This window comes from Salinibacter grassmerensis (assembly GCF_947077765.1).
GTDB lineage: Bacteria > Bacteroidota > Rhodothermia > Rhodothermales > Salinibacteraceae > Salinibacter > Salinibacter grassmerensis.
Genome location: NZ_CAMTTF010000006.1, coordinates 1 through 19,910 on the forward strand (window position 1 = coordinate 1; position 19,910 = coordinate 19,910).

Below are 19,910 nucleotides of genomic sequence, written 5' to 3' on the forward strand. Positions count from 1 at the left end.
TCGGTCCCGGCCGACATCTCCTCCGCCGTCGAGGCCGTCGTCTCCGCGGCCGCCGAGAGCCGGCTGCTGGTGGTCTCAACCTCCTGAATGAGGCCGGAAAGCTGGTCGATCATCGCGTTGACCTGCTCCATGAGCTGGCCCACCGCATCGTCGCTTTTGACCGTCAGCCGCTGGGTGAGGTCTCCCTGCTCCACGGCCGACAGCACGCCGGAAATGCGGCTGAACTGCTCGCGCAGATACTCCTGCTCCTCCTCGGCCTCGTGCTGGAGGGTCTCGGCCTTCTCCAGGGCCTCCTCCGCCTGCGCCGACTTCTCTTCCAGGGTCTCGGTCTTCTCCCGGCTCGCCGTCACCATCGCGTTGAAGGCGTCGGCGAGCTGGCCAATCTCGTCCCCCTGGTCCGCGTCCACGTGCACGTCCAGCCGGCCGCCTTGGACTTCCTCCGCCGCCTCACGGAGCGCGTTGACCGGGCGCGAGACGGTGCGCCGCAGCACCACCACGATAAACACGCCCAACAGCCCAATGCCAACGACAATTCCGCCCGCAATTAGGTAGCTCGTCTGCTTGGTCTCCTGCAACACCGTGGACGGCATGACCATGAGCACTTTCCCGATCACCTCTCCATTGCTCATGATATCCGACGTGGCGACCAACGCAGACGTCCCTTTGGTCGTCTGGATCCATCGGGTCGTCTCGTCGCCATCCTTTATCTCTTGGGCCGAGGATGGGAGCATCCCCTCAAGCCCGTACGAGTTGATTTCCACTCCTTCAGAATCGTAGACCCCACCGCCGAGTGCCGATCCGCTCTCTACAGTCCGCTTGAGCATCTGCCTGATGCCCGTTTGATCGCTCATTTTTATCCTCATGACGGACTGCAGGCCCACCGTCTTGGCCATCAACTCTCCGCGTCGCTCAACCTCACGCTCTGTCTGATCGAGGGAGTAGAACACGAACGAGAGAAAGAGAACGACGAACCCCACGGCCCCGATCGTCAAGAGCAAGGCAAATCGGGTGCTGAGGTTCAGGTCTGTAAATCGTAGCGACATGAGTTTGGGTGTCGGAAGATATACGGGGGTTAGCGTCGAAGAGGAGGCGTGAGCCTACACAGTGTCTCACGCATGGCGCATGAGACGCGCCAACTCTTCCATCGTCGCGTCGGTGCACGGACGGTGCGGATGGACGAACACGAGCAGCGTCGCCCACTCGATCAACCAACTCATCAGCAGTACGTGAATCTACTTCCAGCCGCCGCCCAGAGGATCATAGCAATCCACCCCATTGGGAGGATCGTCCAGATGTCGAAAGCAGGGCGCTGCATGACACGAGACGACGAGACATAGGAATCCGACGCACCCAAATTATCGGTGGGGCGGAGCGGACCTTAAGCACTTCCATCGGCTTGACGCCGCGCTAGGCGCGCTCATCAAAATGGAAGAGAGCCAGTAGTCTTCTCGAAAGGACCACTCTAGCTCGTTCCCACTGCTACTGTGGTGTATCTACTCCCCGTTCCACCTGTGGGCTAAACGGGCAAACCCTTCCAACCGTGTCCACCCAGTAGTCCAGATCCTCACTGACGAACGATGGCTGGCCGTCACAGACCTCCTGAGACACCTCAGCGAGGGTCCACTCTCCTTCCACGGAGTACCAAGGGTGCCCGGGATTGTAGCTCCGCCCGCCCCGGGAGGCGATTTTGTTGGCTTGATAAGCCTATCGGAACATAAAAGAAAACGCTCGCCATCCGACCGGCGGGCTTTTTCTATATCTGCTCGGCCTGTGTCTATGACCTATCTCTTTCAAGGCCTGCCTCCTGGCCAAGAGACTTGCCGCGGCCCATGTCCTCGCCGGAAAGTCTCGACAAGCAAAATGACCGGGCGGAAGGAGAGCCCTCAACGGAGGATATCTCCGGGGCAGTGGCCCAAACCACTGAGTGCCCAAACTGCAGGCGGACGTTCATCGGGGACTACTGCCCGAGTTACGGGCAGGCAGCGGAGCCGCCTGTCTCGGTCACGAGTGTGATTGGAGGTTTTTTCCGGGAGCTCGTCGACATCAAAAACGGCTTCTAGCCGACGCTCGTCGGTCTCACTCTCCGCCCGGGGAAGACCCTCCGCTGGTACCTGCGGGGAGCCCGGGCTGGGCTGGCAACCCCGGGCCGCTGTCTTCTGGCGACAGTGATCATCGGCATCGGAACCAATCGGCTTCTCGCCTGGATGGGCGTAGGAAAAGCCCCGTTCGATGGCCTGGCTCCTCCCCCCACTGGCGAGGGAAACACTGCCGATGGGGCCGGAGCACTACTTTTAGAGGCGCTCTCTGCGGCAATCGGCCAGTGGCACCAGTTCTTCGGGGGCCAGATCTGGACCCTGTCGGCCCTGCTCATCGCAGTGCTGCTGGCGGCGCTGCTTTTCCGCCTGTTTGCCGAGAGCCTTGGGCAGCCTGGAGGGGCGCTGGTACTTGGAGCGTTCTTGAGCGGACACCTGGAGCTGATCGAGCACGGAATCCAACTTCTGTATTTGCCTGCCGCGTTTCTCTGGATCGGACAGCCTGCTGGAGACTCGGCTCCTCCTCTCCTTTCCCCGACCGCTCAGGTTGCATTCGTTGGGTTTGCGGCCTACCGGTGCTTCGGTCCAGGCTGAAAGCCTACACTGAAGGGCACTTTTGCTATAGAACTGGCGTTGATCGAAGCCGTGACAATCGTGCTGATGGGTTTGTTGGGACGCGCCGCTTGGCTGGCGCTTGCCCGGCCTGAGAGGATCGGTATGTCGGGAGAATCGCCCGAGGTGCTCGGGGCACTGTCTACTGTGGTGGGAATGCTCTGCGCCGCGCCGTTTCTTCTGCACGCGGGAGTAGAGGCGTACTACCGCCTACGGTAGCCTACCCACGCTGGCATGGCCGCCGAGCGGCATTCAACGTGCGAAGGCACCGGGGTTCGCCGCGAGGGGATCATCGGCTGTTGCATCCGCCCGTGCGCTTCACGCAGAGCCGCGCAGCCGAAAAGGATCGCCTTTCCTCAACATGCCGGGCGAGATCGCCCCAAGCGGCCAGATGCCTGGCACTGGCCTCGCCTCCGAGAACGTGTCCTCAAGGATTCGCCAATATAATTGCCACCCTTCCGAATCTGTGCCTTCCTGGCTCTCCGCGCGTTTGCTCTCTACGCGTTTTGGGGATCAATACCCACGACGTTTGCGGCAAACAACTGCATCTTCCCGCAGTCCTCGCAGGTTGCAACGACCGACGGGATGCCGGCACCCATCTGGGTATTTCCATCCTCAAGCATCTGAGGCATGACAAGATGGTCCTCAATTCTTATGTCTCCGCCGCAGGCGGTGCACCCGCCTTGGACGTGCTTTTGGAGATAGTCGACAACGTCTTGCTTTTGGTCTTGATCTAAAGCCATGGCGGGGGCGCTTTTTGCTAGAGGTATGTTTTGCTAAAGATACGCTGTTAGAGATGTGACTATCCTCCCATAGGCATAAGAAATCAGGTGTTTCCGGCTCTCCCACTAGCTTCAGACGCAACGAAACTGCCTACCCACCGCTAGTGGACCAGGCTCGCGCGAGTTGGAGTAATCCCCACGTGCGCGCCCAGACCTGCCCAGCTCAATCTCTTTATCCTGCTTCGACATCCTCCTCCGAGCATTGGGATGTGCGCTGCCGCATGAATTGACCGGCTGCGTCAAACATCCCGCCGGAGAAAATCAAGAAGCCGCCGGAGAGGATCACGAAGGGAGCAATATCTTCGAAGCCCGACGCGCTGAACGGCGGCACGCCAATGGTCATCAGCGTGGCCGCAAGCATGAGCGCGCTTCCAATGAGCGAGGTGGATGTCCCAAGTTTTTTCCTTAGATCTGTGCTCACGTTGGGCAGAATACCTAGGTGAGTGTAGCGTATGATGCGCGCGGTTTCCTGCCGGAAATCTGGGAGAGGAAGGTCCCCTGCCCGCGCCAACGTGTGACCGTGACCTGGGGCCGTGAGGTCCCGCCGGGCTCTTCCCGTGTCTGCCCGGCCAGCGTCTCTCCGGCCAACGCCTCTCGTGGTCACCTCTGGGAGCAACCGCAGGGCATCTCGCCTGAGGGGGCGGCCCGGTAGATGCTGCCGCTGCCTTCGGAGATCGCATTGGCAATCCAGATAGCAGCATAGATCGAACGGCTCCGGTCCCCCTTGACATGCCGAACGAGTCCGCTCTGAACGGCCAACTGCCCAGCTCTGGCACTTGCCCCCGAGGACCCGGTCCCAGAAATTCGCCAACACAGTTGCCCCCGTCACCCTCGGAGCGCCCGTGGCTCTTTTTGTTCCTGTCGGAGACAACGAGACTCCCCCCGAAGTCTCGGCGCTCAGGAAGGAGACATAATGCACCTTTAGAGGTGACTCGTAGCAGACTCAAGTGTGACGACCGATGATTGGTGTTATCAATTCCCACCGGTTACTGCCAGTTACCATCAAGCGCAATTTCCCTGTTGCTGTTCACGCGGTGCGCCCACGCAACTCGGCCCTCACAAGCAGCACAATCTCGTAAGGTCTTAGAAGGAAAGAGCCGCCTCTCTCAGCACTTTTTTATAACCGGCCTTCATCAAAGTAGTTTGGGGCCTGGTTTCACTTTTTGGGCAACAAGCGAAAGTGCAGCGTGAGTCTCTAGACCCAAATCTACGGCCACTGGATCTCCAGTCTCCGAATTTGCAGCAATCCTGCGTTCGTCTGGAGTAGGAAATATTTCCTCGCATTGAGGACCCAACACGCTTCCATCTCTTGTTTGGCAGGCTCCGCTGCGGTTCTGGAATTCCTCCGAAGTCCCATGCAAACCTCAGTACGTCCGTTGCGGTGTGGACGATTCGGTGTAGTCGGTGGAGCTACTTCAGTGAATGGAGCTATTTACTTGCAGCCCCGAGAACCGCTCCGGTGTGCACCGCCCCATCTCATCTACTGGCCTGCGAACTCTACCCCAATTAATTTCGAATATTATAGAGGTTTGTTTGATTCTAAACGTTTTCTGCTGGACATTGACCAAAACTGTCCGCTACCCTCGTTATGCACACTACTCAATTTTGCCCGTCAAAATCGACGGGCATCACCCAGTAGCATTTAGTGACATCGGGCCGATGAACCGTATAGAAAAGCTATCCGACCTTGCACGCAGAATGCACAACCTTACGGAGACGATTCAGGACGGAAGCGATGTAGAGGAGCGTACCCGGCACCTGGCCCACGAGCTGCGGACTCGTCTCGGCGTCGCGCTCATCTTGGCCGAAGGGCTTGCGCGAGACGAGGGCAACAAGTCCATGGTGGCGGTTGAAGAGAACGGCACTACTGGACACATCTCCTATGATATTGCCCTCGGCGAGACTCTCAGTGAGACGAACATTGCAGACGTGAGTCTGCAGTGAGAGCGTTCAGCATAGGCGCAGATCCGCAGTGGGAGTCTGTCACGAGCCGCTGACTGGCGGCAGTCCATTTAGCAGCAATCCGTCCCGCTGGCCTGCGTCCTGGACACTTCAGTCTCAACGTCTTGGCCTCAGCATTTCGGTCTCAGCCTTCACTCCTTCTTGCTTGACACCCTGAAGAATGGTTTCAGTATACCGTCGACGCAGTGCCTTGACCGGACGCGCAGTCTGCCCCCCGCCGTCTGGGACTGCAGCTTACCTGCCCTCAAAAGCGCTCGCTCTCATAAGTGCTCTCAGACCCGGAAACGGAATTCAGAAACGGGACAGGACTGCCTCGGGCTCTCGTTTGTCCACGATTGATGCGGTCAATTGACAGGGTTAGCCCACAACGGTTTTTATCACCGATACTGCCGACGACGCGAGACAGGCGGCCATGAGCATGTGAAAGTGGGAAACACCACCGCCGCGATGGGACCGATGGTGAAGAGCGCGTAGATGATGAGGGGCGCGATCGTGTCTGCATCGTTCACGTGACTCAGGCATGAAAGAACGATAATTCTAACCTGCAGGGGCCTGGGTGAAGCCGCGGACACGACTAAATCTTGGCTCCGCTAAATCCTTGCTCCGCCGACCCGTCCGACTACACGGGCCAGGATTCTCCCTCCCAGCACATTTCCCAGAACTTCCACTCGTACCGGCTCGACAGCATGAACAGCTCCACGAGCCGCTCTCGGTCAGTCTCAGTGGCGGAGGCAGCCAAGCGGTTCATCTCGTCACGCAGCCGTGCAGCGGTCTGTGCAAACTCCTCGGAGGCGTACTGCGCGATCCAGTCATCGTAGCGACCGTCCCGCTCGGCGGCGGTCTGACCGCCGATCTGTTCTTCAAGGGTTTGGCCGATCTCAACGTAGGCCCAGGCGCAGGGCAACAGTGCGGCGTGCAGCTCGGCACGGTCTCCGTCGGCGGCCGTCCGGACCAAAAAATCGGTGTAAGCGCGTGTGGTTGGCCACATCGTCTCGTTTTCGAGCTCCTCCTCCGAGATCCCGAAGCGCGCGGCGTATTCTCGATGTAGTTCCATCTCGGTGTTGAGAGTGAGGTCCAGGACACCGGCGTTCCAGCTCATTGCGTCGAGCTCAGGGCTCTTGGCCGTCGCCCAGGCAAAGAGGCGAGCAAACTCCTTCAGGTAGAGATAGTCCTGACGCACCCAGTTCTCGAACGTGGACTCGGGCAGGGTGCCGTCGCCAATACCCTGAACAAAGGGGTGCTCGATTTGAGCCTGCCAGATCGGCTCGGCGGCATCGTGAAGCGTGTCGGTGAAAGACATAGAAGAGAAGCAGAAAATTGACAGGGAAGCCAACGGAAAAAGCATCTGAGCGAGGAGATTTTTCCGAGTCCTTGCAAACGGCGCGCCCGGGGGAAGCCATCTGTAGGGAAACCGTCTGTAGGGAAGCTGCCCGCGGAGGTAACGTCCCGAACGCCCGCAGGGAGCCAGAGCAGCTAAAGATGCAGGAGCGGACGGTCGTCAGTCAAGGCCGGGCCAGTCGGTAGTGTCGTACGCCATTTCCCAGAAGGCGGCCTCGTAGCGGAGGGTGGTTTCGAAGAGACGGTGCATCTCAGACTTCTCCTGCGGCCCGGCTCTTGCGGCGAGGTCGTCGAGAGTAGTAGTCAGAAAGCCGACGTACTCCCCGAATCCGTCGCTTGCCCAGTTCTCGACGAACGGGGCAGCGAAGGCGTCCGGTGACAAGCCCTCCTCGACGCGAGACCAGGCCTCGTAGTAGGCTTTTTCTGCGGCGTAGAGGACCGTGAAGCTCTTCGGGTAGCTTTTCCCCCGGGCGGTGGCAAGAAGAAACTGGATGTATGCGTGGCAGGTGAAGGCGGGCCTGGCGTCGCCGAGGTCGATGCCCGCAGTCTCGGCGCGCTCCTGAAAGAGGTCAAGCTCGTCGTAGAGACCACTCAGGGCATCCGTCAGCGGCTCCCTGTGGCTGGCAGGGGCCTTCGAGATTAAAACGCCAAGCATCGGGCAGGCGGCCTCCACAAAACGGTAATCTTGCCTCAGCCAGCGAGCGAAGACAGTATCGTCAATGGTCCCGTCGCGGGTCTCAGCAAGGAACCGGTGACCGAGGTTGGCCCGCCAAAGAGTCTGGTGGTCGTCAAGAAGCGTGGTCGTGAACGACATGGAACTGGTGGTCTGCTCGTGGAAATCGTGAGCGTTAGCAAACATGCGAGTGGGCCGCCCCTGCCCGGTCGCCTGAGGGCGACTGTTGGACAGGGGCGGCCCGCACGATACAGACCGAGGATGCGGCCAGCACTCCGCCGATGAGGACGGCAGACCGACAAGCGGTGAGTTTCCTACGCCGGTGTGAACCGGATCAGGTTCGAGGGTTTGATCTCAGCCTGCGCCAGCCCCAAGCGGACTTCTGCTGCGAGGGCACGGCGCGAGACACCCCTGTCAACCGAACAATATGGCTTCGCCAGGCGAGCTCGGGAAAGCCGCGGGCTGGCGTGGATGACAACACTAACGACTGGAAGCCGTCTTCTCAACTCGTCTCCCTCTGACACAGGGACCGCGAAGCCGACCGCATAAAGTAATCCTTTTATTTGTCGTCCCGTCTAAGCTTCTTCAGAGCGGCCAAGCCAATTTTCAATCGTGGTAGCCTAGATTGACTGCAACCATTCCCAGTCTATGCTGACCTTCTCCAACGCCCAGCTTTAGATCTCGGAGCTTCTCCACAAGACCAGACCCCCGTCGGTCAATTCGATGGGCGTAGCCTCACAGTCTCCCCTTTCACCAGAACCGATCCACAAGCTCGCAACCCAATTGTGGCCATGGAGGCTTCAAATGAGAACGCTCTGATCGATAAATCTAGAAGCGAGAACTGGCGCATGAGCCTTCTTGTCTCTTTCTGAATCCGTACTCTGAAGCTTATTTTCAGGCTGCATCTAGGTCTTTCCTTTCGGGTCTGCAAAGGTCGGGGCGTCAGTTGCTCTCAGTATCCTGCTTTGCTGATTTCCAGAGACACTACTTCCTTGAGGGTGAAACCACTCGGTTCTCCCGCGGGACACAAAGTGCGGGAGCTTTCTCTTGGGCCACTCCTCCCGGATTTTGCATCAGGCGCCTCAGTTGCGCGCTGGGCACCCACGCGCTAGTCGTGTTAACTCCCGGTCCCTTCTCGGCGGAGATGAAAGTCGACATCGTAGAGCTGGAGGCCAACAGAACTGGTCTCGCCGACGGCGTACCGCAGCCGGTCGCTCGCCTCGTGGGCAATGATGAGCCCCTCGACAGTGTCCTCGCCGTCGGCTAGCTCGCGGCGCACGGCGCCCATGTAGCGAAGCACCTGCCCTACCGCCCCGTCACTGCCCTGGCCGCGCTTAAGTTCAATCACGAGCCAGCGGTCCTCCTCCCGGTGCTCGGCCAAGAGGTCGATGTAGCCGACCTTCACCGGGTACTCGAATCCGGCCTCCGGCTCTCCCTCCTCCGCGTAGAGACTCCACTCGCCGGCAAGCTCGGTTTTGCCCCAGTTGTCGCGCAGGAACTCCTGCAGGTACTGCTCGAGCCCAAACCGAGCCGCGGCCTCTCCGCCAGAGACCTCATCGTTGATTTCTTCTCCCTCCTCGCCGGATTCGCCGTCGAACTCGAGGTTGGGCGAGGGTCCCTCTTTCTCGTCGACCACGCCCCACAGGGCATCGAGGGTCCACAGGTCTGTGCCTACCGCATCAGCGAGGCGGAGAAGCACCTCATTGATGCGGGCATAGCGCTCCCCGAAGGTCGCCCCGCGCTCGAACTGAGGCCAGACGCCTAGCGCCTTCAGCCCATGCGCCGACGTCGAGTTCCAGACGCCGCAGTCCTCGGGCCGGGCCACCTGCAGGATTGCGGTGGCGGTTGCTTTGCCCATTCCCTTCACGTGCCGGACGGCCGCCGTCGCCCGCTCGGCAAGCGGCTCCGACGGGTCAACGAGGCAGGCTAGGCCCTCCCTGAGTTCCTCCATGTCGCTGGTGAGCGACGGAATAGAGCGGTCTAGGCCCGACCAGTGCTTGTTGTTTCGGAAGTGCAGGAAGGAGGTGAACTCGTGCTCCTCGATCTTGCGGACCTGCTCTGGGGTAAAGAGCGGCCCGAATCGCTCGATCACCTCACTTCGGGAAGCGATGATCTCCTCAACCTGGACCGGCTTCGGGCCGGTGAGGGCGTCATAAATCCGTTCGGTCGCGCGCTCGAAGGCTTCGCTCATGTTGGTTTTGTTTTTAACAATTGTTCCAAACAGTGCTCTCAGAAGGTAATGAGAAGAGCCGTGCATGAACAAATGCTTCATCGCCGATTCAGGCATGGCGGTAGTCCCAAACGGTGGGAACCACAGGAAGCAGTTTGTGGAGGGAAGAACGGGCTTATGCAGGGAAGAGCCCGTAGACCTTCGCCCTGGGGCGAAGACGTGGTCACCCTCTCCGCCCATCACAATATCAAGGGACTGGAATTTGAGAACATGATCTGAATGAACGTGCACGACAGGAGCTTCTCATCCTGCCTCACCCGCGATCTAGACAGTCGCCGAGAGATGTCGTCTCTTGCATGTGGACGTGACACGCACCAAGCGTCATCTCGTGCTCACTCATCCGCTCTAAGAGCGCCAGGGGCTGGATCGTGTAACTTAGCGGCAAACGGCGGCGCACAGTCAGGCTCTTTTGCCTCATCCGAACGGTGTGTGTTGGGCCACGGCGTTGCTCACAGCAGTGGGGATGTCTTCCGGTTGGTTCACCCCTTGGTGAAGGCGAGCAGACTCGTAGTCGGGTGGGTTGTCCTTGCCAATGCTGATGCACTTGCACACCACCGCACACGACATCGCGACACGTCACCAGAAGAAAAGGCAAGGAGCTGCCCTCTACCTGGCTGCCTCGATGTCTTGCGGAATGAGCCAGGAAGATACAAGAGAGAGCGCTCATCCAGCGGCTGGGATGGGTGAGATGACATCATCGTGCCGTGCAGAATCACGCGTATCGCATCCCTCATCCCGAAATCCCCGAGGACATCTTCGGCCGCCTCTTCCCCTCTCTTCTTGGTCTTTACTCCTCCTTCGGCATGCGTCACATGCGTCGGCTTAACCCCCCATCTGCTGCTCTGAACCTGCGCGCCATGCGTCTCCCCCTTTGCTTCAACTCTGTACCAGAAACCGCCCACCACGAAAAATCCACCGTTCATTCTCAAATGCTACCACTCCAGCTGAGGCCGTTGTGGTCGCCCGTTCCACATCTGATATTCGGGAGCAGCAAACTTCTGGTCGGCAACTGCAAAATTTAATCGCCACCCATGTTTAGCGACGACGCCTCCAAACAGCTCCGCTTGTGTCTCTCAATGCCGTTTGCCCTCGGCCTATGTATTTCCCGTGCACTGATCCAGTCCGTATGGAGCGCCTCAAGACCTCTCATCTGCGCTGCTGTCGGCGTCTCCAGCGATCTCAACCGCGCAGAGAATCAGCCCCCGTCGGGCTCGACTGACTTTGATTCGACGGTCAACCGCGCCACCTGCATCGTAGACTTCGCAAGCGACGGCGCGATCCGAGTTGGACCTACTGCGCAGCTCGCTCGTGCCAGGGCGACTGCCTTCTTCTTTCTCCTGCTCACCGGCCTAGCGGCCGAGCCGCTCCAGGCTCAGTCTCGCGCGGGCTACAGCCCCCGGTACCGCACGGCCCTTGACTACCGAACCTTCGAGACCGAACGCTTCAGTTTCCACTTCCCGGCCGGCACGGACACGACCACGGCTCTCTTCCGGAGCGAACTGGCGGCGACCTTCGACGGGGCGCGCTCAACCGTAGGCACCGACACGGAGGACTTCCAGCTGCCGGTCGTCGTCGATCCGCGCGGCCAGTCCAACGGTGTTGCAGTGCCGGTCGGCTTCCGCACGAACTTGTCTCCCGCACACCCGACAAGCAACTTTGCGGCGAAGTTTGACACGTGGCCGCAGGCCCTAGCGCCCCACGAGCTCGTGCACGCGATGCAATACGAGATCGACTCGGGCGTGGGGGTGGGCGGCCTCGTAGGTCTTTTCTCGCCGGACTTTTCTCGCCTCATCAACGCGGCCCAGCCGCGGGGATGGCTAGAGGGCGCCGCCGTCTACCGGGAGAGCCAGCTCACCCCCGGTGCGGGGCGCCTAAACGCGCCGTTGGCAACCATGAAGTACCGCGCCGCCACCGGCTCAGACGATCCCTGGAGCCTGGGAGAGATCATGTACAGCAGCCGGTTCGAGCGGCCGGCCCTGCGCCACTACTTCGGGGGCGGGCAACTGGTCAAATACCTCGCCGAGCAGGAGGGCGGGACGAGCTTCATCCCCCGCACGAACCGGTGGTTTCACCGGCTTCCATTTCTCGGTTTCGGGGCGGCACTGTGGATGGGCACCGGCTCGCTGCCCCACCAGATCAGCGATTCGTTCCTGTCGGCCGAGCGCCGCGAGGAGCAGGGGCGACTCGACTCGCTTCGGCGCTCGGCCGACGGAGGTATTACCGACCCGACGATTGTGGCCGGCACCGACGGGCTCCACGTGCGGCGCCCACAGTGGCTGAGCGACTCGACCCTCGTGGCCTATGCCTCCGGCTACAGCACCCGGCCGGGCTTCTACCGCATCGGTGCTAGGTCGGGCAGCTTTAGTTCGATCCGGCACGGAGACATCACGGCGGGACACGCCTACAGTCTCGCGCCGGATACGACGGCTCTCTTCTTCTCGCGTCCCCACGCCGCTCCTTTCATCGACCAGAAGACAACCCAACGGGCGCATCGGCTGAATCTCTCATCGGTGGAGGTGACCTCCGTGTCGGGCGCGAAAGGGGTGTTTGCCCCGGCGAAAGCGCCGGGCGGACCAGTCTACGCGGCCCAGCGAGACGGGTCGTTCAGCACGCTGGTGGCACTTGGCGAGGAGAGCGCAAGTGCGGTCGCGCCTACCGAAGGCCTGCGCTACAAGCAGATCGCCCCATCGCCCGGAGGAGGGCCCGTGGCCGTGCTGGGCAATGAGGGCGGCCGCCAGGGCATCTACCGCCTGTCTGGCGGGACTGCGCCGGGCGCCGGCGGGGCGCTTCGTCCCTGGCTCCGACTGAAGAACGGCACGATCTACGACCTGAGTTGGGGGCCCAGCGGCCGGTACCTGCTGTTTGCGGCCGACCCGTCGGGCATCGCGAACGCATATGCGCTCGACACCGAGCAGAGCCGCGTCCTGCGCCTGACGACGGTCCGGTACGGGGCGCTGGAGCCGTCGCTCTCCCCAGACAGGGAGACGCTTGCCTTTTCGAGATACACGCACGAGCGATTTGAGCTCGCCACGATTCCGTTCCGTCCCGACTCGGCTGAGGTGGTCGGAGGCGTGGAGCGAGACTGGCCCGTGCCCGGCGGCCTGCTGGCCGGATCGGATACCGCCCGTGCCCGAGCCACGGGCACAGTCGCCAGCGCCTCTGGGTCGGCCCCCAGACCAGGGATGAGGGCGAGCCGCGCGCAGGGCAGTGCGCCCGCAGTCTCGCCCGACTCCGGCTCAGTCTCCGCCCAGGCCCGCACCCTGTCCGGGCAGTCCCAGTCGTATGAGACCTGGGGGCACCTCGCGCCCCGGACCGTGCACCCCGTCCTTTCAGGTGACGTGCTGTCGGCGTCGGATCCGGGGGAGGACCTGGGCATAGGCGCCGGCCTGCGCGTTCTTGGCGCAGACCCCCTCCAGACGTGGACCTACGCTTTGAGGAGCTTCTACCAGGCAGATCGCCTCTGGGGCAGCGCCTCCCTGTCGACCGGCTTGCTGCCCGGCACCCCGTTGCTCAAGGTGTTCAACGAGCCCCTGGAGCGGGCGACCGAAGGCCCCAGCGGGAGTAGTCGCGTGGAGGCGATCGAGGAGCGGGGCGTGGGCCTTGAGATCAAGCAGCGCGTCGTGCTGGCGAACAACGTTTACTCGACCAGCCTGACGGGCAGGCTGGAGACCGAACTGCGCCAGACCCGGCCCATCTCCGCCTCCAGCGACCCAGAGGGCGGCTTCACCGAGCGCCTCACCCTTGAGCCGACGCTGGCCCTCCGGTACCACACCCAACAGAACATTCGCGACCTCGTCCCGAACACCGGCTTCGTGTCCACGACGGAGGCCGAAGCGGACCTGGCGACCCCCGAGGATGCGAGGCTGAGCCGTGCACTTCGCAACCAGACCGACCTCTACTGGCCGCTTCTGTCGAGCGTCAATGGGGGCCTCCGGACCAGCGCGGCACTGCTCACGCAAAACGAAGAGTCTCTGTTCGATCCGGACGGCTTCGTGCCCCGGGGATACCAGGGCACCAGCCGAGCCCTGCCTGGGGCAGGCACGCACCTCCGGTTCGACCTCAAGTACACCCAGCCGCTCTGGTTCATGGACACCGGGTCGGTCATGCTTCCTGCGGTACTCGACGTGGCATACGGCTTCGCCCTCGGTCAGGCGCAGTACCGGGCGAGCGGCGGCCCTGCCGACCTCACGCTCAGCGACCGGCGGGCCTCTGTGGGAGGCGGGCTGGGCGTATCACTCCGCCTGCTCGGCCAAAGTCAACTGACGGTCAACCTGGAAGTGGGCCTCGCCTACGCCATCGACCCCGCTTCCGGCCAGGACCGATGGAGAACATACGGAGGGACCACAGGGCTCTGACACACGGGTGCTCTGACACGCCCACCCAGCGTTCTTGCGGGTAAGCCAGGCGCAGTGGCGCTCGCGGCCAGTGCCTCCGTGGAAGGTGCGAGAGCCCTCTGGCGTGAGAATCCCGGCGGGAGGCCTCCTGAGCTGCAAAGACGGTCTTGGTTTCCCGCATCCCACTCCGACCGCGGGCCATTTGTCTGTGCCACGTCACATGCACACCCCGCAAGACTACAAAATCAACGGCTTCCGACAACGCAACCAAAGAGGACATGGCTACGACGGAAGGACGCGGAATGGGAAAAAACGGGACTGAAGGAGAAGTCCTGCAAAAGGAAGTCTCGCAGAGGGAAGTCACACGAGGGGGGCCAAGGAAGGCCCTTTTGCTGCCTGCGTTGCTTCTTGCCACCATCCTATCTGGCCAGGTCTTGTCGGGGTGCATCCCGGCCAGGGCTCCTGACGTGCCTGAGCGGGGCCCCTTCGACGGACGGACGGCGCTAAACGACTACGGAGAGGTTCCCGGCGGGTGGACGCTCCGGCCCGTGTCGGAGACGGCCTCCAGCGAGGCCAGCGGCGAAAGTATCCGCTTTGAGAAGCTCCAGGACGGGCCGGTCGTGGTGAATAAATGGGCCACTTGGTGTCCCCCTTGCGTCGAAGAGATCGGAAGCCTCCAGTCCCTCCACGGACGGTCTCGAGAGGAGACGAGTGTCGTACTCGTGTCGGAGGAAGATGTGGAGACCGTTCGCCGGTTTGCCGAGAAGAGAGGCGTGTCGGTTCCGATGTACGTGACCGACGAGATGCCAGCGGCGCTGGAAGGAAAAACAATTCCTCGCACCCACGTAGTCAAGGCGGATCGCGAGGTCGTGTACTGCCACGTCGGAGCGGCAGACTGGAGCACCGACCGGGTCTATCGTTTCCTCGGTCGCCTCGGAGCGTCTCCAGTTGAAGACGCTTCCAGCACAGACTAGTCTCCACCGGGGCGCTAGTGCCGTAGGGCGGGAGCGATCAGCAACTGGGCATGTGTGGCGCTGCCACAGAGACGGGCGAGAATATATGCTCTGGACTTGCCCTGCCCCTCAGGGCTCTCGCCACCTGCCTCTCCCGCTGAACGCACACCCGTCCACCGAGCAAAATCAACCGCTCATTCGGCGCTTGGTCCGTTTGTTAGGGCTGGCTTCACCACCGCGCCCGTGCCCTGTACCTTCCGGCAAGCAAACTTCACGGCATTCCCTCTACACCTCGCCCAATGCTTTCCTCCCTCGATCGAAGCCGCAAGTCTCGGTCCTTTCTCTGGCTTCTCCTCGCCGTGCCGCTCATGTTTGTAGCGATGGGTCTGTGGTCCTTGCCCGCCGCGGCCTGGCTTGCCCCTGTGTTTCTGCTTCGCTTCGTGCGCGATCAGTCTACCTGGCGCGGATGCATGATTGCCGCGCTTCTCCTTGTCGTCGTCTCCTGCGCGGCGTGGCACGGGGCCACGGGTCGATTTCTCCAATTCCCCCTGCCTTACGTCGTCGGCGCGGCGCTCGGGCTTGTGGCCGTCCTTCCCTACTTGATCGACCGCCTGTTGGCTGCGCGTCTCTCCGGCCCCGCGGCGACGCTCGTCTTTCCCGCAGCTGCCGTGACGGTCGAGTTCGCGGCCTCGTTCGGGCCTTTTGGGACGTGGAGTAGCGCAGCGTACACCCAGAAGAATTTGGCCCTTCTGCAGGTGACATCCGTCACGGGCATCTGGGGCGTGACCTTTCTCCTTCACTGGACGGCTAGCGTCGCCAACGCGGTCTGGGAGGAGGGACTCATGTCACCAGAGATCCAGTGGACGGCTGGCCTGTGGGCCGGCCTCTTGGCCGCCATGTTCGTGTTTGGGGGCGCCCGCCTGGCGCAGGATGCCTCGTCCGATGCCATTCCCCTCGCCACGATTACAGGGACTCACGACGCATCCTCCTTCTGGGACGTCCGTCGGCAGGCGGAGAGCCGCGAGGCCGTTCGCGACTCGGCGCGTGCCGTTCAGCGGGACTACTTGCAGCGCGCCCGACGGGCCGCTCGGGCGGGCGCCACCCTTGTCTCGTGGCCCGAAGCCGCCGTTCCGGTCCCCCACGAGGACACAGCGGCCTTTCTGGATCGGGCGCGTCGCCTCGCGCGCAAGCAGGAGGTGTACCTCGCGATGGGCGTCAACGCGTTTCCCCGCCCAGACACAGACGATCAACTGGAGAATAAGGTTGTCTGGATCGGCCCCGGCGGGACAGTGCGCACAGAGGGACTCAAGACCCGCCTGGTCCCCGGCGAACCGGGACGCGCAGGAACAGGCACACTTCCGGACGTTTCGGCGCCAGCAGGGACATGGTCGAGCGTCGTGTGCTACGACCTCGATTTTCCTGCCCTCATCCGGCAGGCCGGTCGGCAGGACGTAGATCTCCTCGTCGCTCCATCCAACGACTGGGCGGCTATCGCCGAGCGGCACGCACACATGGCACGCATCCGTGCTATTGAGAATGGGACCTCGCTTCTTCGTCCCACCTCCAATGGTCTCACCCTCGCGACTGGCCCACTAGGCCGAACTCATGCCCGAGTCAATCACTTCACGTCTCCGGAGCACCTTCAGATGGCCCACCTTCCCAGAAGGGGGAAGTCGACCATCTACACCGCTCTCGGAGACTTTTTCGCATGGGGCTGCGGGCTGGGGCTCCTCGTGTTGACCGGGAGTGCATGCTTTCGCCTGAGGCTTCCCCTCCGGGAAGCGGCTGCGTACTCAGCGTTCTCTTGACCTCTACACATCATCGGCGGCGCTCGCTCTCGGTCCTGCAGACGGGAACGGCTCCCCAGAACACCACACCGGGCACTTCAGGAGAAATTTTGTCTGGGCCGAGCTACCCCTTGCCTGCTTTCGACCGACCGCTGCTACAACTGAGGTTCATGCTCATGCCCACTTCGATCCGCAACGCATTTCCGGGCCCGAGAAGGCTCATCCGTCAGGCGGGATTGATCCTTGGGGTAAGTGTCCTCGTCGGCACGTTCCTCTTTCACGTCTTCACGGGCCTGGACCGCTTTCTGGACCAGTGGCCTCGATTTCTCTGGAACGTGTACTACACGGTCATCCATGCCACGATCATGTTTACCAGCGTGAAGGCGGCCGTAAACGTTTTGAGGACCGCCGTGCCGCTCCAGTCGCGGCGGGCCGTGGCGCTTCACGTGGGCGTCCTATCGGTCACGACAGTCGTGGCGTTCGGGATTGCAACAGGCTTCTGTAGAGCATTTCACCCTGGCTTTAACCTCGCGTGGGAGGTGCTGTTCACCTCGGCAACCGTGGCCTTCGGGGCCACGCTCATCTGGAGCGCGTTCGTGTACATGAGCGCGTTCTACCAGCAGCTCCGGGAGGCAGAGGCGGCCCGGTACGAGGCGCGCCTGTCCGCACTCCGCGCGCAAATCAACCCGCACTTTCTGTTCAACGCCTTCAACTCGATTGCGGCCCTGGTCCGTACCCGCCCCGGCGAGGCCGAGACGGTCGTCGAGGACCTCTCCGATCTTTTCCGGTATGCCCTGCAGGCATCGAAAGAAAACGCCGCGGTGACGCTCGGGGATGAGTTGGAGGCCGCCCGTCGCTACCTGAGCGTCGAGAAGGCCCGGCACCGCGACCGCCTGACCGTGGAGATTGACGTGCCGGAGCAGCTCCGGCCTGTGCCCATTCCCAGCATGATCCTCCAGCCCCTCGTCGAGAACGCCGTAAAGCACGGCGTCGGCGAAACGCAGGGCGACTGCACGGTCTCGGTAACCGCCGAGTGGGCCGATGGGACGCTCCTACTCCGGATTCTCGACACAGGCCCAGGCTTCGGTACGACCCACCTCGACGAGGTGCTGGGGGAAGGATCGGGCCTCGCGAACGTTCAGGAGCGACTGGAACTGTTCTTCGGAGAGACAATGCAGATGAGGCTGCTTCCACAGGGGGTGGAACTCCAACTTCCCGTCCGGGAAGCGACGGAAGTACGCCCCGAGCCCGCGGTTGACAAGCCTGCAGTCGAGATGACCGGAGCGGAGTAGACAAGTTCGTCCCCGCCGCCTCCTACCTCCCCCAAGCGAACCCTGAGAGCGATGCCCGTGCGTTGCCTCCTCGTCGATGACGAGCCGTTGGCCCGTGAGCGCCTCCGTGCCCTGCTCGGTAAGGCCGACGTAGAGGCCCAAATCGTAGCGGAGGCCGACGGCGGAGAAGAAGCGGCCTCTCTGATTCACGAGCACAGGCTCGATGCTGTATTTTTGGACGTGCAGATGCCTGTACTCGATGGCTTTGACGTGGTGGACCTCCTGCCCGGAGAGGGGCCAGATCGTCCTCACATCGTGTTCGTCACTGCTCACAACGAGCATGCCACGGAGGCCTTCAAAGTGCAGGCGCTCGACTATCTGACGAAGCCGGTGCGGCTCGAACGACTGAACCAAACGCTCCATCGGGTCCAAGAGTCTTCTCCGCAGAGCGACGGCAGAGAAGCTATCGCGGCCCGGAGCCCGGCCCGTGAGCCCCGACGCTCCACCGAGCCCAGGCCGTCGGAAGACAATTCCGTACGATCCAGCCCAGAGCCTGGCCGCAGTGCGCTGGGAGACCTCCTCTACAGGCGGATCCCGCAGGTCCTTGGGGGCTACCTAGGCGTGACGTGGACCCTCTTTGAACTTACGCAGTGGCTGGCTGAGCAGTATCCGGTCCCGCCCGACCTTGGGCGCATAGTTTTGTTTGGGCTCCTCCTTCTCTTGCCCTCAGTGCTTATGGTCGCCTACCGCCATGGGCGCCCCGGCCCTGACCAGTGGACTCGTGGAGAACAGGCCAGCCTCGCCGGGAATCTGGTCGTGGCGGTGCTCCTCCTGATCACTTTGTTCGGCGACGTGGGGCCTGGAATGTGACCTGACTCACATCGGCCCCAAAGTAAGCTCCACCCGTCTGCATCGACCGAGACACGATGAGCGACAGCACGGGTCTCCTCGTTCGTCTCGCCCTTTCCGAACCCGCTTCTGCCAATTACACCGATGCGCTGCCTACTCGTCGACGATGAGCCACTGGCCCGCGAGCGTCTCCAGTCCCTGCTCAAGGAAGCCGACCACAACGCCGACGTTGTGGCTGAAGCCGAGGGGGGCAAGGAGGCCGTCTCGCTGATCCATGACCGCGAGCCGGACGTAGTCTTTCTGGACGTGCAGATGCCGGTTCTCGACGGCTTCGACGTAGTGGACTTGCTTCCAGCAGAGGGCTCCGACCGGCCCCACATTGTATTCGTGACCGCCTACGACGAATACGCTTTGCAGGCGTTCGAGGTGCATGCGCTTGACTATGTGACCAAGCCGGTGCGGCTCGACCGCCTTAACAAAACTCTCGATCGCGTACAGCAGGCATTAGAAGACGAGAGCACCGAGGACCGGGAGAATCTCGACGACCTCCGGGACTCTCGGCAGGATCAAGCGCTGAAGCGGCTTACGGTTCACGTCGGTCGCCGTCTCCGCGTGGTACCCCTCGGCGAGGTGCGCTGGATCGAAGCCGACGACGGGTTCGTGTTCGCGCACACGACTGAGGGCCGTTACCGGACCGACTTTGCCCTTAAAGAACTTGAGGAGCGGCTTCCGTCGGACCGCTTCGTGCGCACGCACCGCTCCACCATGGTCAATCTGGATGCGGTGTACGAGTTCGTTCCCGAACCAGCGGGAACGGGCCTTCTTCACCTAGAGGACGGGACGGAGGTAAAGGTGGCACGGCGGCGGACATCGGGGGTTAAGAACGTGCTGGGGGGGTAGGGAGACGGTCAGATGCTGGAAGATTGAGAGGTGGAAGAACTGGCAACCCGGGAATCGATGAAAGGTATGCTCTTGCCCCCTTCCCTCTCTTCGACCATCACTTGTGATGTACCACGTCCCTGTGCCATGTGATGTTATGGGTCGTGGGGAATGCTCCGGTGGTGCAGACCCCGGATAGGCCAATCG

16 protein-coding genes are annotated in these 19,910 nt (G+C 62.0%); 9 read left to right on the forward strand and 7 right to left on the reverse strand.

Annotated elements, in window-relative coordinates:
- The coding region (locus OJB03_RS12540; protein ID WP_263787956.1) for a HAMP domain-containing protein at positions 1–1,043 on the reverse strand (1,043 nt) is incomplete at its 3' end.
- Between the two features lie 436 nt (positions 1,044–1,479).
- On the reverse strand, positions 1,480–1,686 hold the full coding sequence (locus tag OJB03_RS15780; RefSeq protein WP_423816384.1) for a BP74-related protein: 207 nt from the start codon (positions 1,684–1,686) through the stop codon (positions 1,480–1,482).
- Positions 1,687–1,829: 143 nt separating this feature from the next.
- Between OJB03_RS15780 and OJB03_RS12545 the strand changes: the two genes are divergently transcribed.
- Positions 1,830–2,060 (forward strand): hypothetical protein, encoded by a 231-nt coding sequence (locus tag OJB03_RS12545; RefSeq protein WP_263787958.1) that lies wholly within the window; start codon positions 1,830–1,832, stop codon positions 2,058–2,060.
- Positions 2,061–2,165: 105 nt separating this feature from the next.
- Positions 2,166–2,627, forward strand: a complete 462-nt coding sequence (locus OJB03_RS12555) for a hypothetical protein (protein WP_263787961.1) — start codon at positions 2,166–2,168, stop codon at positions 2,625–2,627.
- A gap of 515 nt (positions 2,628–3,142) precedes the next feature.
- On the opposite strand, the gene OJB03_RS12560 is transcribed toward OJB03_RS12555, so the two are convergent.
- Both OJB03_RS12560 and OJB03_RS12565 read right to left on the reverse strand, forming a co-directional pair.
- Positions 3,143–3,388 carry a hypothetical protein gene (locus OJB03_RS12560; RefSeq protein ID WP_263787963.1) on the reverse strand — a complete coding sequence of 82 codons (246 nt, stop codon included), beginning with the start codon at positions 3,386–3,388 and terminating at the stop codon, positions 3,143–3,145.
- A 211-nt stretch (positions 3,389–3,599) separates the two neighbouring features.
- The gene (locus tag OJB03_RS12565; protein WP_263787965.1) at positions 3,600–3,848 is read right to left on the reverse strand and encodes a hypothetical protein; all 249 of its coding nucleotides are present in this window, start codon (positions 3,846–3,848) and stop codon (positions 3,600–3,602) included.
- 1,277 nt (positions 3,849–5,125) lie between these two features.
- Here OJB03_RS12565 and OJB03_RS12570 point away from each other — a divergent pair.
- Positions 5,126–5,371: a hypothetical protein gene (locus OJB03_RS12570; protein ID WP_263787967.1), complete on the forward strand. Its 246-nt coding sequence runs from the start codon at positions 5,126–5,128 to the stop codon at positions 5,369–5,371.
- A 637-nt stretch (positions 5,372–6,008) separates the two neighbouring features.
- Here the strand turns inward: OJB03_RS12570 and tenA are convergent.
- The 3 genes from tenA to OJB03_RS12585 form a co-directional block, all read right to left on the reverse strand.
- The gene (gene tenA, locus OJB03_RS12575) at positions 6,009–6,689 is read right to left on the reverse strand and encodes a thiaminase II (protein ID WP_263787969.1); all 681 of its coding nucleotides are present in this window, start codon (positions 6,687–6,689) and stop codon (positions 6,009–6,011) included.
- A gap of 198 nt (positions 6,690–6,887) precedes the next feature.
- On the reverse strand, positions 6,888–7,541 hold the full coding sequence (locus tag OJB03_RS12580) for a TenA family protein (RefSeq protein ID WP_263787971.1): 654 nt from the start codon (positions 7,539–7,541) through the stop codon (positions 6,888–6,890).
- Between the two features lie 976 nt (positions 7,542–8,517).
- Positions 8,518–9,591: an endonuclease NucS domain-containing protein gene (locus tag OJB03_RS12585; RefSeq protein ID WP_263787974.1), complete on the reverse strand. Its 1,074-nt coding sequence runs from the start codon at positions 9,589–9,591 to the stop codon at positions 8,518–8,520.
- Between the two features lie 1,070 nt (positions 9,592–10,661).
- Here OJB03_RS12585 and OJB03_RS12590 point away from each other — a divergent pair.
- The 6 genes from OJB03_RS12590 (at position 10,662) to OJB03_RS12615 (ending at position 19,724) form a co-directional block, all read left to right on the forward strand.
- Positions 10,662–13,985, forward strand: a complete 3,324-nt coding sequence (locus OJB03_RS12590; protein WP_263787975.1) for a TolB-like translocation protein — start codon at positions 10,662–10,664, stop codon at positions 13,983–13,985.
- Positions 13,986–14,431: 446 nt separating this feature from the next.
- Positions 14,432–14,938, forward strand: coding sequence for a TlpA family protein disulfide reductase (locus OJB03_RS12595; RefSeq protein ID WP_263787977.1), 507 nt, complete (start codon positions 14,432–14,434; stop codon positions 14,936–14,938).
- 278 nt (positions 14,939–15,216) lie between these two features.
- A complete protein-coding gene (locus tag OJB03_RS12600) occupies positions 15,217–16,725 on the forward strand; it encodes a nitrilase-related carbon-nitrogen hydrolase (protein ID WP_263787979.1) in 1,509 nt (502 codons plus the stop codon).
- A gap of 155 nt (positions 16,726–16,880) precedes the next feature.
- Positions 16,881–17,996 carry a sensor histidine kinase gene (locus OJB03_RS12605; protein ID WP_263787981.1) on the forward strand — a complete coding sequence of 372 codons (1,116 nt, stop codon included), beginning with the start codon at positions 16,881–16,883 and terminating at the stop codon, positions 17,994–17,996.
- A 51-nt stretch (positions 17,997–18,047) separates the two neighbouring features.
- Positions 18,048–18,845 (forward strand): LytR/AlgR family response regulator transcription factor, encoded by a 798-nt coding sequence (locus OJB03_RS12610; RefSeq protein ID WP_263787983.1) that lies wholly within the window; start codon positions 18,048–18,050, stop codon positions 18,843–18,845.
- A 123-nt stretch (positions 18,846–18,968) separates the two neighbouring features.
- Positions 18,969–19,724, forward strand: coding sequence for a LytR/AlgR family response regulator transcription factor (locus OJB03_RS12615; RefSeq protein WP_263787985.1), 756 nt, complete (start codon positions 18,969–18,971; stop codon positions 19,722–19,724).
- Positions 19,725–19,910 lie beyond the last annotated feature (186 nt).

Coding starts and splice junctions, on each gene's coding strand:
- OJB03_RS12545 (WP_263787958.1), top strand. CDS start 1,830: ATGTCCTCGCCGGAAAGTCTCGACAAGCAAAATGACCGGGCGGAAGGA.
- OJB03_RS12560 (WP_263787963.1), bottom strand. CDS start 3,388: ATGGCTTTAGATCAAGACCAAAAGCAAGACGTTGTCGACTATCTCCAA.
- OJB03_RS12570 (WP_263787967.1), top strand. CDS start 5,126: ATGCACAACCTTACGGAGACGATTCAGGACGGAAGCGATGTAGAGGAG.
- tenA (WP_263787969.1), bottom strand. CDS start 6,689: ATGTCTTTCACCGACACGCTTCACGATGCCGCCGAGCCGATCTGGCAG.
- OJB03_RS12580 (WP_263787971.1), bottom strand. CDS start 7,541: ATGTCGTTCACGACCACGCTTCTTGACGACCACCAGACTCTTTGGCGG.
- OJB03_RS12585 (WP_263787974.1), bottom strand. CDS start 9,591: ATGAGCGAAGCCTTCGAGCGCGCGACCGAACGGATTTATGACGCCCTC.
- OJB03_RS12590 (WP_263787975.1), top strand. CDS start 10,662: ATGTTTAGCGACGACGCCTCCAAACAGCTCCGCTTGTGTCTCTCAATG.
- OJB03_RS12600 (WP_263787979.1), top strand. CDS start 15,217: ATGCTTTCCTCCCTCGATCGAAGCCGCAAGTCTCGGTCCTTTCTCTGG.
- OJB03_RS12605 (WP_263787981.1), top strand. CDS start 16,881: ATGCCCACTTCGATCCGCAACGCATTTCCGGGCCCGAGAAGGCTCATC.
- OJB03_RS12610 (WP_263787983.1), top strand. CDS start 18,048: ATGCCCGTGCGTTGCCTCCTCGTCGATGACGAGCCGTTGGCCCGTGAG.
- OJB03_RS12615 (WP_263787985.1), top strand. CDS start 18,969: ATGCGCTGCCTACTCGTCGACGATGAGCCACTGGCCCGCGAGCGTCTC.